This window comes from Flammeovirga kamogawensis (assembly GCF_018736065.1).
GTDB lineage: Bacteria > Bacteroidota > Bacteroidia > Cytophagales > Flammeovirgaceae > Flammeovirga > Flammeovirga kamogawensis.
In genome coordinates this window covers 750,422-765,947 of record NZ_CP076129.1, presented here as the reverse complement: position 1 = coordinate 765,947, position 15,526 = coordinate 750,422, and the positions used below count along the sequence as shown (strand labels likewise).

The window sequence follows — 15,526 nt, the reverse complement described above, 5'->3', positions numbered from 1 at the left end:
TTATAAATTGGATAACCAGAAATTGGTTAACCAAAAAAACAGGTATTATTTTACAAACAACACAGTAATGATTAACAAATACTTTCTAGGAAAATTTTATATTTTGCTTAGCCTTGGCATGCTATTGCCTTTTTTAAATGCACATTCTGAAACATATAACGTTAGTTCTGATGAAGAATTTAATGAACTTGTCTTAGAAGCTGGAGATGTAGTAATTTGGAAAGATGGTACATACTCAGATCAGAATATTAAGTTTACAGGACAGGTCGGTACAGCAAGTAATCCAATTCTTGTTAAGGCTGAAACACCGGGAGGAGTGATTTTCACAGGAACATCTAAGGTCAATTTTTTTGGAAGTTATCTAATAGTAGATGGCTTTTATTGGAAAGGTGGTGAAGGAGCCAGTGATCATATTGAGTTCAGAAGAAGTGGCTCAAATAGTGATTTTGGTAAAAATTGTACCCTCAGAAATTGTGCTTTTGACGACCTTTATACAGAAGCTCCAGGTAAAAGTAGATGGGTAGTACTTCACGGAGAAGACAATGTTATAGAAAATTGTTCTTTTGTGAATAAAAAGAGCGCTGGAGCATGTATTCTTGTAGAGTTATATTATTCGGAAGGATTAAACCCTAATCATATTATTCGTAATAATTACTTCTATAATATCACTCCTAAAGATGAATTCACTACCAACTCGGGTGATTGTGAAGCAATCAGAATTGGAGTAAGTTCTTTTCAATCTGTAGAAGCAAATGTACTTGTAGAAGGTAACTATTTTCAAGAAGCAGATGGCGAGAATGAAATCATCACAAATAAAAGTGCAAAGAATATGTTTCTACGCAATACATTCAGAAAATGTAGAGGTTCTTTGGTATTAAGACATGGAGCGGGAGCTCATGTTGAAGGCAACTTTTTCTTAGGAGAAGGGAAAGAAAAATCTGGAGGTATTCGTATAAGTGATAGAGACCATGTAATTATTAATAATTATATGCAAGGACTTAGCAATACCAATGATGTTTGGAACAACGGTATTACACTTGTTGGAGGTGGTGCATCTTCTGGTGGCTCTAGTAGTGGTTATCAAAATGTAGATAATGTAACTATTGCTCACAATACAATTTACGCGTCTGATGACCCAATTTTCTTTAATGATAGAAGTTCATACGATCCCGTAGGTGTTATTGCTTACAACCTTATTTACAGTGAAAATGGAAGCATTATTTCTGGCGATATTGATGGTACTGGATCAGGTATGGTCTACGAAGGAAATATTTTTGGTGGTGCAACAATTGGTATTACAGATGATGGAATTACTGAAGATGATGTAGAATTTTCGGCAGATGGATCAATTTATAAACCACTGACAAATAGTAGTGTTGTTGATGCAGCTGGAAGTGTGTATCAAGAAATTGTAAACACAGATGTTACTGGTCTTGCACGTCCAAATGATGACCTTGATGTAGGTGCACATGAAGTAGTAGGAGGTATTGGATCTAAACTATATCAGCCTATTACAGATAGCCAAGTTGGTGCAGAAGTTGGAGCATGTTTTATTGATGCAGAAGGCGTGAAACTACCAGCTTGTGGAGCTGTAGGAGATTATTTAATTGTCTCGAATATTGGATTATTTTCTGGAGATGGAGAAACAATAACAGCTTCAATTACATCAAATATTGATTGGTCTATTGAAGAAGAATTGGACTGGGTAACTATTACTCCAATGTCTGGTTCTGGTAATGCTACAATAGAAGTTACAGCGTCTGGTCATACTGCTGACGTTGAAAGAACGGGAAATTTTGTACTTAAAGGAGCTGGACTTGATGATAAGACAATTCTTTTAACGCAAAGTAAATATGTAGCTCCAATTAATGTGACTAGTATAAGTGTTACTCCAGAAACTTCTGTTTTAGTAGTAGAAGGAGTTTTACAATTAAATACATCACTTTTACCAGAAGATGCTACAAATAAAAATGTACTTTTTAGTAGTAATAATCCAGAAGTTGCAACAGTAACGGAGACTGGTGAAGTAGTAGCTATTGGTGAGGGAACAGCTATAATTACAGTTACGTCTGAAGATGGAGACTTTACAGATACAGTAGAAGTTGAAGTGATAGCGACTTCTACAGGTGAAAATGTTGCTCTTGAAAAGGTAATTACTACTTCTGGTGCAGTAGATGGAACAAATGTAGTAGCCAACTTAGTAGATGGAGATGTAGATACAAGATGGTCTGTTGCTGATTATCCGCAATCTGCAACTATAGATTTAGGAAGTATTTTAGAGATAGAAAGCACAGAACTTATTTGCCATAAAGACAGAGATTATCAATTTACTGTTGAAATCGCAAGTGAAGAAAATGGTCCTTTTGTTGAAATTATAGATCAAACTGAAAACACACTTCCAGGAACAGTCGATGTACCTATCATCAATAAATTTGAGAGTGTATCAGCTAGATATGTTAGAATTACAGTAACAGGAGCAGCCACTTATTCTGGATCATGGATTAGTTTACAGGAATTTAGTGTTTTTGCTACTGAACAAGAGGAAGAAGTTGAAGAAGAAGAGGAAGAAGAGGAGGACCCTAACAATACTGAAGAAGAAGAGGAAGAGGAAGAAGAAGAAGAGGAAGGCAATGGTGATGAAACAACAACTATTTCTGTATCAGGAGTAACTTTAACACCAGAAACATCTTCGCTTGAAGAAGGTAGTGAATTACAATTGACTGCAGAAGTATTACCTCTAAATGCTGATAATAAATCAATTTCATATACATCTAGTGATCCTGCTATTGCAACAGTGAGTGACAGTGGTTTGGTTACAGCACTAAGTGAAGGAACAGTAACAATTACTGTAACTACAGAAGATGGAGATTTAACTGATGAAACTGTAATTACTGTTACCGCTCAGTTATTAACTAGTAATGGTCTAACTCTAGAAGAACAACTTAATTATGTTGTTTATCCAAACCCTGTTAAGGATTTATTCTCTATCAAAGGTTTAGTAGATAGCGGTACAATAGAGGTTTTTAACAGTATTGGAGAGCAAGTATTAATTACAAATTTCACAAATCAAAAAACAGTTACTGTTGATGTGAAAGGGTTAAATTCAGGTATTTATTTTGTTCGCATTTTAGACGGAGAAACTTTTAATGTCAAAAAGATAATACTCGAATAATCTTAGCTTAACGGCAACAATAAGCCTATCTTTCTTTCAAGTCAATAAATAAAAATACCTGTTTTAATACACGTGCTTGAACAGAAAGATAGGCTTTTTTTAGAAACTAATTTCAAAAGTAACTCCTTCTTTCTTGCCACTAAAAAGCCTAAAATCCCATTTATGTTTTAACAGAATATCTCGACAGATCATTAGACCAATGCCTTGCCCAGTTGGTTTACTGCTATAAAAAGGAGTGAATAATTTTTCTTCCGTTTCTTTTGAAATTTTTGGACCTGAGTTCCATATTACTAATTTCTTAGTCTCTTCATTAAAAGAAATTTCCAATGTACGGTCTGTTTGATCTACCTCTAAAAGTGCTTCTTTTGCATTCTTGAAAATATTGATAAAAAGCTGTTCTAATAAACTTTTATCAGCAATAACAGCTAACTCTTTGGGGAATTTATCAAGCACCTGAATGTGATTATTTTTAAAGTCTGAATGATAGATTTCTAAAAGATCTTGAAGTATTTTTATCAAGTTTACATTCTCTAAATTAGGCTCAGGTATTTTTACTACAGAAGCAAAATTTTTCATAAACTCAGCCATTGCAGAGTTTCTATCCTTTACAATACTTAAAGCCTCTAGGTAATCCGTTTTTAACTCTTCATCTGCAGGAGAAAATAATTTTAAAGTATCTAAGTAGGAGTTCATTGCTCCAACAGAATTATTTACCTCATGGCTCATCATTCTAATTACTTTACTATAGGCTTGTTTTTCTTTTTTTATATCGTCTAAATATAGATCCTGAACAATTATAAATTGTTGTTGAAAACCTTGAAATATAAAAGATGATTTCTGACAACGATATCTACGTCCCCCAGAAAGTTGGATATCTTTAACCTGATTTAGTGCAAGTTGATTGATTTCTGAAATTAACGGATGTTCAATATCTATAAAACGTTTATTTTTTAAAGCATTAAACTTTAATTCTAAGATATGTAGAATTGTTGGATTTGTTTGAATTACTTTTTGATCATAATCAAGTACTACAATACCATGGGGAGTTGCTTTTAATAGATGCTCTAAAAAGTAACTTTGCTCTCTTTGTTCTACTCTTTCTTTATGTAGTTGGTTTATCATCTTATTAAAAACAACAACCAGTTTATTTACAACGGGGTGAGGAGTTGGCAGTAACCTCGATTGGAAATCATTGTTTGATAATAAATTAATGGCGTTACCAAGTTCCTTTAAAGGTCTGCTTACAAAGAAATACAAACGAATAATCCATAAAGTAGAAATTACAGAAACTACCTCTGCAATAATAAATAACAGAGGGTGTTCTAAACGTATTGGGTAGGTAATACCTAAAAGTGTACTTATAATAAGTAGTACCAATAAACTATTTTCAATCTTGAGCATCTGTAATATTATATTTTTCTACTTTTCTGTACAATGCATTTCTTGAAATTCCCAATTGTTTAGCGGATGGGGCAATTTTGAAACGGTTATCATTTAAAGCATTTTTAATCATTATGATTTCCATTTCTTCTAAAGTCATACCGTTAGGAACAACTTCTTTTTTTATCTCATCGTTTTGGAATGCATGAATATTGGTAGGATTATTTTCAAAATCATTGATCTGTAAAACATCATTTGTGCTCATTAAAACAGAACTTTCTACCCAATTTTTCAACTCTCTAATATTACCTTTTAATGGTTGTTTTTGTAACCACTTTAATGTTTCTGGAGCAAAAGATTTTCCCGTAATACCATAAGATGTTTCTAGCAATTTTAGAAAATGATCTGCAAGTAATGGAATATCTCCTTTTCTTTCTCTTAATGGAGGTAGTACAACAGTAATTAAGTTAATTCTAAAGAAAAGGTCTTCTCTAAATTTATTTTCTCTAACTAAATCAGGTAATATTTTATTAGTGGCAGAAATGACTCTAAAGTCTGCCGATTGCGTTTTAGAAGTGCCGAGTGGTTCAAACTTTCTTTCTTGTAATACTCTTAATAATTTCACCTGAGAAGATAAATCCAATTCTCCCATTTCATCTAAAAAGATACTCCCTTTATCAGCAATACTAAAACGCCCTTCTCTATCTGTATGAGCTCCTGTAAATGAACCTTTTTTATGCCCAAACATTTCAGATTCGAACAAAGATTGAGAAATACCACCAAGATTTACTTTTACAAACTCGTGGTCTGTTCTAGGACTATTGTTGTGTACTGCTTCTGCAATTAATTCTTTGCCTGTTCCACTTTCTCCCATTATTAAAATTGGGGCATTGGTTTTTGCCACTCTTCCTACAGTTTCTAAAACTTTTAGTAGTTGAGGATCTTGCCCAATAATGTTAGCGATGTTGTATTCTTGTTCTAACTTTTTTCGAGAAAGTGATTTTTCTGGCAGTTGTACTTTATTACTGTTCTTTTTTACTGTTATAGCATCTTTAATGCATTTTAAAAGGTGTTCATTTTCCCAAGGCTTATTGATGAAATCAGCAGCTCCAAGTTTCATGCCTTCAATTGCCAATTGCATATTACCCCAACCGGTAAATAAAACTACAGGTAAATCGGGTTGTATTTTTTTAATTTTTTGTAAAGTAGAAAGTCCTTCGTCTCCAGTGGTTTCTACCTTGAAATTCATATCGAGTAAAACACAAGAGAATTTAAATTCAGACAAAAGCGCTAAACCCTCTTTTGGTGTCGCAGCCAGTAAAGGTTTAAAACCACTCATTTTTAAAAACAAACCTATTGATTTTCTTACGGCTTCGTCGTCGTCTATAATTAGTATGTATTGTGTCTTAGTCATTTTGGTTGAATTGGATGTTATATACTTTATAATTCATGTAAGGCTTCTAGAGGAGTTATCTTAGTTGCTAATTTACTAGGATAATAACCACATGCAATTGTAATTAAAAGCACGAAACCTAAAGATAATAAAGCTCCCATTAAATACTCTGTATTACTAAAATTAAATGTACCTAATAAGGGAAATTGAATGGCAATAACACTGCCCAGAAGAATACCTATTATAAAAAGTAAGGCTACTTCAGAAAATATTTGTTTGAAGATATCCTGAGTAGAAGCCCCCATTGCTCTGCGAATACCAATTTCACTTTTTCTTTTAGTAATATTGAACCATAATACACCATAAAGACCAAGTGCTATATTGATTACTAAAAATAGAGAAACAAAAGATATCAGAAATAAAGGTAGAATTTCATTATTATTCTTGTCGGATTGTGCACTATCAAAATAGCCTGCATTTATTTTTAATTTTGGATTGATTTTCTCAAGTTGATTTACTAATTGTACTTCAATTTTTCGAGGATCATTTTTAGTTTTAATGAAAATTTTATCCTGATGATCATCTTTCATCCAACTAAGAAAACTTGCATTTTTAATAACTATGTCAAGTTGATCATCAAAATCATTAGAAAAATTATAGTTATCAATAACACCAACAATTTGATATTCTTGCTCTTCTGAAATGAAAGAATCGTCTTGATTGATGTAAGGAACCAAGCGTTCATAAAAAAGCTGGTTTACAATAATAGGTTCTTTACTACCATGTGCATCTTCAGTTAGAAAAGCTCTACCTTTTACAAAATTTAAATCGAGGAAATTAACTGCAGAAGGTCTAAAACGCTGTTCTGTTGGATAAAATTTAATGCCATTCTTAAATTCAAGTCTTGTTGTATTTCTACTATTTCCATAAGGGTGTGCATAATCCATTTCTGTTACATCTATTACTTCATTATTTGATCTAATTGCTTGAAATAAAGAAGTATACAAGTTGTCTACAAAAGCTTTGTCTTTAAATTCTTCAAAAATATTTTGATTGTCTAAATTGAGAATCATAATATTTTCAGTAGAAAATCCAGTATCACGCGAATAGTTTTCTAGCTTTTCAACCAATAAAGAAAACAGTAAAAATAAAATGACAAATGAAAAGCCAATTTCAATAACCATTAAAGAATTTTTTCTTTTTCTTACCCAGAGTATATTTAGTAAATGCTTTAACATTATTGTTTATCGTTTTTAAGTGAATGAATAATTCCAAAATTTGCAATTTTTAGGGCTGGATAAAAACCAGAAAGAATACTAAAAAACAACGTGCAGAATACACCATATATGAGCAAAGTAAAATTAATTTCTAGATCATAGTTATTACCAAAACCTATCAAATTATAGGTGTTAAAAAGGTAGATAACAAAGAAGGTTAGAATTGTTCCAATTACTCCTCCTATAAAAGTTGTAAATACATTTTCAATAATTAGTTGTTTGAATAAATCAGTTGATGAAGCACCAAAAGCTTTTCGAATACCCATTTCTGCAGTACGTTCAGAAGTTCTTGTAATATTTAAATTAATCAAGCTTAATGCAGGAATAAACATTACAAAAAAGGCAATTAGACTTAAATAAACATAGAACAATTTTTCTTCTTCTATATCGAGCATATTATCAATTAACCAACCTTTTTCAGTTAAGATTTTAGCACTTAGTTTTTCTTCATTCTTTTGACTATCAATAGGCATGCTATTCATTATTTGCTGGAATTCTTCCTGCCCAGCAATCATATCTTCTTTGTCATCAAACTTCATAAAAATGGTACTACTACCTAGAAAGACATGCCAATCTTCATTCTCTTTTAAGTAAATGTTTAATGGTATATAGATATCTGCACCAGCTTGCCTACGCATTTCGTTTACATTTTTAACTACACCCACTATTTCGTATACCTCAGAACTGGTTTTAATTTTTTTACCTAAGGCATCTTCTTCTTTATTAAATAGACTTTCAGCAATACCCTCCGTAATTATTACTACTTTTCTGCGTTCATCTAAATCCTCTTTAGTAAAAGGTCTTCCGATGATAAATTCCAAAGGAAATATTTTAGTAAAATTCTCATCAATACTTTTACAGCTTATTTTTGACAGAGAAAGGTCTTTATAATATAGGTTATTTCTCCACTGATTTTTTGTAACACCCATTACTATTGGTGTTGTCATTTTAGAAATATGGTCTTTATAAGCTTTATAGCTAAAACCAGAATTAGAGATGCCTTTTTTTCCGGTTCTTTTTACAGTCAGCTGAGGTGCAATTAATATTCTATCTATATTTTTATATACTCCGTGGCTTCCATATCCTGTATCAAGTAATGAGCCAACAAATAGAACTACCATAATAGTAATACTTATGCCAAATAGAATAATAAAAGAGAAGAATGGATTCTTTAATAAAGAGTGCCATGCTAGTTTTAAGTAAGTTTTCATAGTGCTAAACAGTTTCTAGTTTATTTTGAGGTTGCACAGATACTTGTCGCCCATCAAAAACTCTAATAATACGATCTGTCAATTTGGCTTGTTGTTCATCATGAGTAACCATAATAATAGTAGCTCCTTCTTCATTTAATTTTAAGAGCATTTGCATTACTTCATCACCCATTACAGAATCTAAATTACCTGTAGGTTCATCAGCAAAAATTATTGATGGATTACCAACAATTGCTCTTGCAATGGCTACTCTTTGACGTTGTCCTCCAGATAGTTGAGAAGGTTTGTGATCCATTCTATGGGTTAAACCAACTTTTTCTAAAGCGGCTTCTACACGTTGCTTTGTTTCTTTAGATGATACTTTACGGTAGAGGAGAGGCATTGCTACATTGTCTCTTACACTTAAATCATTAATTAAATGGAAAGATTGAAAAACAAAGCCTAAATGTTCGTTTCTAAATTTAGCTAGTTGCTTGTCTTTTAAAGTAAGTGGGTTATTTCCATTAATAGAAATAGTGCCTTCACTAGGTAAATCTAATAAGCCCATAATGCTTAATAGAGTAGATTTTCCACATCCCGAAGGACCCATAATAGAAATAAATTCACCTTTGTCTATTGTGAGGGAGATGTTTTCTAATGCCCAAGTTTCTATGGCATCTGTTTTAAATACTTTACTGATGTTTTGTAATGTTATCATTGCTTTCGTTTTAATTTTTTTGACACTAGTAGAAAACGATTTTTGAATTTGAAAAGACTGCGATATTTTCCTTCTTTACAAATTTCAATATTACTATTGAAAAAACCATACGTTTAATATTAATCAGCTGATTTTAAGATGTTTACAGTATTATTTTTCTTTTTAACTTAAAGAGTTTTTGATTCAGTTTTTGACAAAGTGTTCCGTTTTGAAGCAGTTTGTTAAAAGGGCTTTTTTAATACGCTTACCACACCATTTATCTAGTTATTCAATATTAAAAATAGACCTTTTGTTCCTTGTGCGTAGCAGTCAACTATTTAAAACTTTCTATTGGTTACTTCATCTATAAAGAATCACTTATAAATTATTATTACAAAGCTCAAGAACTGAGTATAAGATGAAAAGATTAATTCCTTATATTTCTATTCTAAAAAGTGAATTGATCAATTGGAAAGAAAATATGAATAAAGATTTTAAAGCAATTAAAGGTGCTACTTTAAAACTTAATGCCACCAAGTTTTTTGATTATAGCGAAACCACTAAAATTTTTCTTGAAGAGAATAAAGTACGTGTTAAAAAAAGTACAACCTTAAAGAAAGGAGTGGAGACAATTACATATGAATTACTATTTACGGATGCTGTTACTAAGAAAAACTATCTTTATAAAGTGAAACAAATAATACCAACAGACCAGCAAAATTGGAGTAGCTCTATGGATTTATCAGGCCTAATAAATAAAGAGAATGAAGCTGATAAATAGACTAAACTAATTAATGGTGTACTTAATATTTGTTTCATTTTCAAAATCATAAAGTGTAATTGTTCTCAACTGAAAATAACTTATCCAATACGATTTTAGTGTATTGAGATATGCATTTTTAGCTTGATCTTTTTCATCTGTAGACCAAACTAATTCTCGAATACTAAGATCTCCTAACTCATATCGTTGCAATGCAATTGAGTATTTTTTCTGTGCCACTTCATCTGCTCTTTTGATAAATTTTACTTGTTTGGCCATTGTCTCTAATTGTTCGCTAGCATTAATAACCTCTCTATGAAAATCTAGTTTATCTTGAGCTATTTGATTTTGCGTTAATTTATAATTTTGATTGGCAGAATGGATTTTAGCTTTTGCACGTCCCCAATCTAAAATTGGAACAGCTAAGGTTACATTTACACGTTGTGATTGGATTGTATTTTGATATGCATTGCCAATTTGTTCGGATTGGTTACTCACCCCAAAAGCAACATCAATATTTGCTTGAAAACGGTTTTCCCTTTTTGCTTGTTCAATCAATCGTTGTCCATCAACTAATTTTTTATGGAAAGTGATAAAGTCTTTTCTGTTACCTTGAGCTTTGTTCCAAGCTATTTGAGTGTCCACACTTTCTAACTGAAATTCTGACGGAACAATCAAAGTAATATTATCTTCTACACTAGCATCAATTTGTAAGTAATTGATTAAAGTTCGCATTGCGGATCTATAATTTAATACAGCACTTGCAAATGTTTGTTCGGCAGAAATTACATTCAATTCTATTTGTAATACTTCACTTTCACTGGCCTTACCAAGTAATAATTTTTCTTTTGTAATACGCTCAATTTTCTTGTTGTCCGTTACATTTTGTTGTGCAATATTTGCATTCCATTGTGCAGAAAGTACCTCAAAATAATACTGTGTAGCTTGAACTGCAATAAACTCCATGTCTTCTATAAACTGTTTTTCTGCTTCTTGAAGTTGAAGAGGAGCGAGTTTTTTAGACCATTTTAGCTCATTGTATTTAAAAATGGGTTGTGAATAACCAATGTACAAAGGTTGTGCTTGGTATTGGTGAAATGAATTTTGGAAATCGTCGTACCTGTTTAGTTGGCTGCCTACAAAAAACGCCCCTCCGGTAGCGGCCACTTGTTGGGTTAAATTTAATTGCATGCTCACATTATTTTGCTCTACAGGTTGGTAAATTATCCCACCATCTGGCTGAGTGATCGGATTGTAATTTTTGCTGTAAGAGGCAGGGCTACCTTTCAATTCTAATTGTGGTTTAAGTTCGGTTGAAAATGCTTTAAAATCTGCTCTTTGTATTTCTAATTTTTGATTTGCTATCTGTACATAATTAGAATTTAATTGAGCTAAATCTATAGTTTGTTGTAATGTTAGTACCTTTTGAGCAAAAGCATTGTTTACAATAAATAGTAAAAATAATAGTTGTAAATTTTTCATGATTAGTCTATTTAATGTCAACAAATGAAGCGTTTTCAAATTTATTTGTAGGAGAGATTATTATGGAGTCCCCTTCTTGCAAAACTGATGTAATCTCTACCCAATGGGTATTTCTAAATCCAGTTTTCACATTTACTTTTCTAGCTTGATTCCCTGTAATTAAGAATAGATCTTCATTTAATTTTCCTTTAAAAGCACCTCTGTTTTTAACTCTAAGTGTGTTTTTATGTTGCTCCTTAATTATTTGCAGATCCATCACCATTTCTGGCCTTAAATCTTTCAAATCTTCATTTTTGTTTAGGGTAACATATAACGTTATCATTCCATTCTTAGACGATGGAGAAATGCTACTAATTGTACCATTGTATTTACCTTTAGATGTTCTTCCAATAACATCCATTCCCACAGAAAGGATAGATACATACTGTTCAGAAACTTTTCCTTTTATTCTAAAATGATCCATATTGGCTACCCTGGCTAACACTTCACCTTCGGCAACAGAAGCCCCAACTTTATCATTTATATAAGTGATAACACCATCAATACCTGCTTTTGCGGTAGCCTTTTCTAATTTTCGTTCCTGTTCTTTTATATTTTTCAGCTGAATAGAAAGTGCATATTCTAATGTAATTATTTCTTGTTTTATAAATTGCTCTCTGATTTTTAAATCGTGTTGTAATTGGTCTTGTTTAAGTTCTTCTATAGCGAGCTGTGTTTTTGCTAATTGCACTTTTTCTTCAGTAGAACCTCCAATAGAAAGTAACTTTTCTTCACCTTTTAAGGCTTCTTTTTTACTTTCTAATTGAAGAGAATTTATTTCTACTTCCTTTTTTAAATTGAATAATTCTTTAGAGAGGCGTAGTTTGGTTTTATTGATTTCAACACGTTTAATTGCAGCTTCATCTACTAAAGACGAAAGGGTATACTTTGCAGCAGCTATATTAATTGATAATAACGATTGTGTACTTTTTACCTCTTGGCCAATGCTTGTAGAGGTTGCTTCTATAAAAGAGGCAAATGGTGAAGTAATTGCTTTTTGTATTGTAGGTTCTACTTGCCCTGAACCCATAATAGTTAATGCCACATCACCTTTTTCGACAACACTTATAGTTATATCATCTTTATCAACAGATTTGGTGAGGTACTTATTTATAAATAAAAAGCTACATACTATTAATAAGAAAATTACGGTTCCTTTACTGTACTTTTTAAGTCGGTTTTTTTTTAATTCTTTTTGAGATATTACTTTATCCATAATTGAAAGATGATTTAGTTGATTCATCTTTTATATAGAGAAAAGTAAACCTAAGTTAATTAATACTCACTATTTCAGTTGTTTAAGGTGTGTATGCGTGCTAGTTATATTAGATCAAATTGTAAGAATAAATAACAAAGTGCCCCGTTATGGAGCACTATTTATGTTTGTGGTTAAAAACTATATATGTAGTTTCTCAATAACTTCTTTCTTGTATTTTTGTCCAACAGGAACTTGATGTTCAAGTAATTTTAGGTAATTACCTTCCATTAATTCTATATGATCTGTATTGACTAAAAATGATTTATGTACCCGTATGAAGGGGTGTTTTTCTGTGAGCATTTCTTCAAAAAAAGAAAGCTTTTGGTGAGAAACTAATACTTTATCTTTTTGATGTAACTTGATATAATTACCACAAGCCTCTATGTATAAAACATCTTTTATATTTACACCAACAAGTTTCTTATCAACTTTAATAAAGAACCTATCTATTTTATCATCCTCTTTAGCAGTCTTCTTTTCTAAATCAATTTTATTGACTGCAGATAAAAACCTAGGAAAACTGAACGGTTTCAGAAGGTAATCTACTACATTTAGTTCAAAGCCTTCAACAGCATATTCTTGATAGGCAGAAGTAACAATAACATTTGGTTTTTGAGTAAGTGTTCTCAACATTTCAAACCCATTCATTTTAGGCATATTAATATCTAAAAAAATTAGATCTGTAGTAGTGTTTTGTAACAGTTCTAGTGCATCAAACGCATCATAAGCATTGCCTACTTTTTCCATATAAGGAGTTTTATCACAATAACTTTCAATAATTCTATGTGCAATAGGTTCATCGTCTATAATTATATATTTCATGATAGTTGTAACGTTAATTTTGCTTTGTAAATATCAACACTAATTTCTTCTTTATAGGTATATTTCTGTGGATAGATAAGGTCTAGACGTTGTTTTAGGTTATCTAATCCAATTCCACGTTGTTGTTGATCTGTTAGTGATTTATCATAATTATTTTCAATAACAAAATTAATATATCCATCTTCTTCTGTAATTTCAATAAAGATAAAGGCATTTTCTACTAAGGTCTCTACACCATGTTTAAAGGCATTTTCTAAAAGTATAATGAAGAGGAGAGGAGAGATTTTATACTCAGAAATTATTGAATTGATAAAATGTATTTGTACGTTTTTTTGATATCTTATTCTGTGTAATTCAATATAGTTTTCTAAGTACTTAATTTCATCTTGAATAGGCACAACATCTTCCTTACCTTGATAGATCGTATAACGCATCATATCACTTAAAAGTAAAACAACTTCTGGAGCTTTATCAGACTTTTCTACCGTTAGTCCATACAAGTTATTTAGAGTATTAAAGAAGAAGTGAGGGTTAATCTGACTTTTTAATAATTGTAGTTCTGCCTGTGATTTTTCACTTTTTAAAGATTTTACCCATTTCCACTGTTCGTATACCCAAAGTATTATCAAAATAGGAATAGTGAAGGCAAGAAGCTCGAAAGAGTCTTCGTTATTTGCACTATTATAATTGGGTTGAAACCTTATATAAGAAAAGTAAAGTAGCACTAATCCATAAATTGGTAAAAAGTAGTATTTGTACTTATGGAAGAATTTAGGAAGAAGTACAGCAACAACTAAAACCCAAAAAGTAATTAATAAACCAATGGTTATTGGATTGTCTACCATATTGGAGTTTTCATCATATACTAAAGTGAAAACAAAGAAAGAAAATAAGCCCAATAGCTTAATAAATAGAGGTTTCTGTGTTTTTAGATAGTGGAAATTATGTGTAATTACTGCTGCTGCAATAGTCCAACCACAGAAAACTAAAAGTACTTCATCAACATCATTAATAGGTATAATAATAATGTCTAGTACATAAAGTAGAGAGAATACGAGTGCCATAACAGCAGTTCCAATTCCTAAAGAAGTGCCATATTTTAATAGTTTTTTATTTTTCATACTTCAAAACTAGAGTCCAGTAGAAAGTCTGCCAATTTTTTTATTTGAACACCTGTTTTTTAGTGATGAACAATTGAATGGAATACTAAAAGTAAACTACAAGCTGCAATAATTCTAATTTTGGTTGATGAAAACAAAAAACCATCCTCACTAAATGAGAATGGTTTACTATCATATTTAAACTTCATTTAACACTAAACACTTTATTTACTATCTATTCATCTTTGCTATATTTTTTCCAACCACCACCCAGTGATTTGTATAATTGTATATATGATTTGAGAATATCTGATTTTACTGTCACATAATTTAATTCTGCATCAAAAGCAGTTCTTTGTTGTTCAAGATATTCTAAATAAGAAGTAACACCTTTATCATATCTTTCTTTTGAAAGGTATTCGGCATTTCTAGCAGCATTAACATGCTTTTGTCTTGCCAATTCTTCTTCACTATAATATTGGATAGAAGCTAATGCATCTCTTTTCAAATCATTTTTAGCTTTTACTAAACTTACTTTAGCTTCTGCTAGCTCTCCTTTACGTATTGCAACAGTGGCTAAATATTCTTCAGAGTCAATTTTATACAATCTTTGTCCTTCTTTTACGTGGCTTCCTTCTATGAAATAGATACCGTCTAGGTAACCTTCTACTCTTGCTCTAATTGGAATATCTTGTGTGCCATATACTTGCCCAACAAATTCTTTTTCAATGGGTATGTTCTTAATTCTTACTTGAGTAACAGGTATATCTAATAACTTAGCATGTGCTTTTACTTTTTTTAGATTACAGCTTATTACACTAAGAAATAAGAAGCTAAAAATGATTAAAACAATAATTTTTTTCATAATGATTTTTAAGTTTAAATAGAGTTATTTCTTTTCTATTGATGTTAAATGACATTACAAATTTCTTGATAAATTATTTTTTGCAGGTGTA

At 31.3% G+C, this 15,526-nt stretch carries 12 protein-coding genes; 2 read left to right on the top strand and 10 right to left on the bottom strand.

Annotated features, from left to right (window positions below):
* The first annotated feature begins 67 nt into the window (after positions 1–67).
* The gene (locus KM029_RS21670; protein WP_144075901.1) at positions 68–3,172 is read left to right on the top strand and encodes a chondroitinase-B domain-containing protein; all 3,105 of its coding nucleotides are present in this window, start codon (positions 68–70) and stop codon (positions 3,170–3,172) included.
* Positions 3,173–3,271: 99 nt separating this feature from the next.
* Here KM029_RS21670 and KM029_RS21665 read toward each other — a convergent pair whose 3' ends face one another.
* The 5 genes from KM029_RS21665 to KM029_RS21645 are packed head-to-tail and all read right to left on the bottom strand — an operon-like array spanning position 3,272 to position 9,130.
* A complete protein-coding gene (locus tag KM029_RS21665; protein WP_144075900.1) occupies positions 3,272–4,573 on the bottom strand; it encodes a sensor histidine kinase in 1,302 nt (433 codons plus the stop codon).
* Positions 4,560–5,966, bottom strand: coding sequence for a sigma-54-dependent transcriptional regulator (locus KM029_RS21660; protein ID WP_144075899.1), 1,407 nt, complete (start codon positions 5,964–5,966; stop codon positions 4,560–4,562). Before KM029_RS21660 ends, KM029_RS21665 begins: the two co-directional genes overlap by 14 nt.
* 26 nt (positions 5,967–5,992) lie before the next feature.
* Positions 5,993–7,183 carry an ABC transporter permease gene (locus KM029_RS21655; protein ID WP_144075898.1) on the bottom strand — a complete coding sequence of 397 codons (1,191 nt, stop codon included), beginning with the start codon at positions 7,181–7,183 and terminating at the stop codon, positions 5,993–5,995.
* Positions 7,183–8,433: an ABC transporter permease gene (locus KM029_RS21650; RefSeq protein ID WP_144075897.1), complete on the bottom strand. Its 1,251-nt coding sequence runs from the start codon at positions 8,431–8,433 to the stop codon at positions 7,183–7,185. Before KM029_RS21650 ends, KM029_RS21655 begins: the two co-directional genes overlap by 1 nt.
* A gap of 4 nt (positions 8,434–8,437) precedes the next feature.
* The gene (locus tag KM029_RS21645) at positions 8,438–9,130 is read right to left on the bottom strand and encodes an ABC transporter ATP-binding protein (RefSeq protein WP_144075896.1); all 693 of its coding nucleotides are present in this window, start codon (positions 9,128–9,130) and stop codon (positions 8,438–8,440) included.
* Between the two features lie 397 nt (positions 9,131–9,527).
* On the opposite strand from KM029_RS21645, the gene KM029_RS21640 reads away from it, so the two are divergent.
* On the top strand, positions 9,528–9,890 hold the full coding sequence (locus KM029_RS21640) for a hypothetical protein (protein WP_144075895.1): 363 nt from the start codon (positions 9,528–9,530) through the stop codon (positions 9,888–9,890).
* A gap of 6 nt (positions 9,891–9,896) precedes the next feature.
* On the opposite strand, the gene KM029_RS21635 is transcribed toward KM029_RS21640, so the two are convergent.
* The 5 genes from KM029_RS21635 to KM029_RS21615 form a co-directional block, all read right to left on the bottom strand.
* On the bottom strand, positions 9,897–11,351 hold the full coding sequence (locus tag KM029_RS21635; protein ID WP_144075894.1) for a TolC family protein: 1,455 nt from the start codon (positions 11,349–11,351) through the stop codon (positions 9,897–9,899).
* A gap of 7 nt (positions 11,352–11,358) precedes the next feature.
* A complete protein-coding gene (locus KM029_RS21630) occupies positions 11,359–12,633 on the bottom strand; it encodes an efflux RND transporter periplasmic adaptor subunit (RefSeq protein WP_144075893.1) in 1,275 nt (424 codons plus the stop codon).
* 153 nt (positions 12,634–12,786) lie between these two features.
* Entirely contained in the window at positions 12,787–13,470 is a 684-nt protein-coding gene (locus tag KM029_RS21625; protein WP_205125509.1) for a LytR/AlgR family response regulator transcription factor, read from the bottom strand.
* On the bottom strand, positions 13,467–14,591 hold the full coding sequence (locus KM029_RS21620; protein WP_144075891.1) for a sensor histidine kinase: 1,125 nt from the start codon (positions 14,589–14,591) through the stop codon (positions 13,467–13,469). Before KM029_RS21620 ends, KM029_RS21625 begins: the two co-directional genes overlap by 4 nt.
* Before the next feature lie 214 nt (positions 14,592–14,805).
* Complete coding sequence (locus KM029_RS21615) at positions 14,806–15,435, bottom strand: efflux RND transporter periplasmic adaptor subunit (protein WP_144075890.1); 630 nt, start codon at positions 15,433–15,435, stop codon at positions 14,806–14,808.
* Positions 15,436–15,526 lie beyond the last annotated feature (91 nt).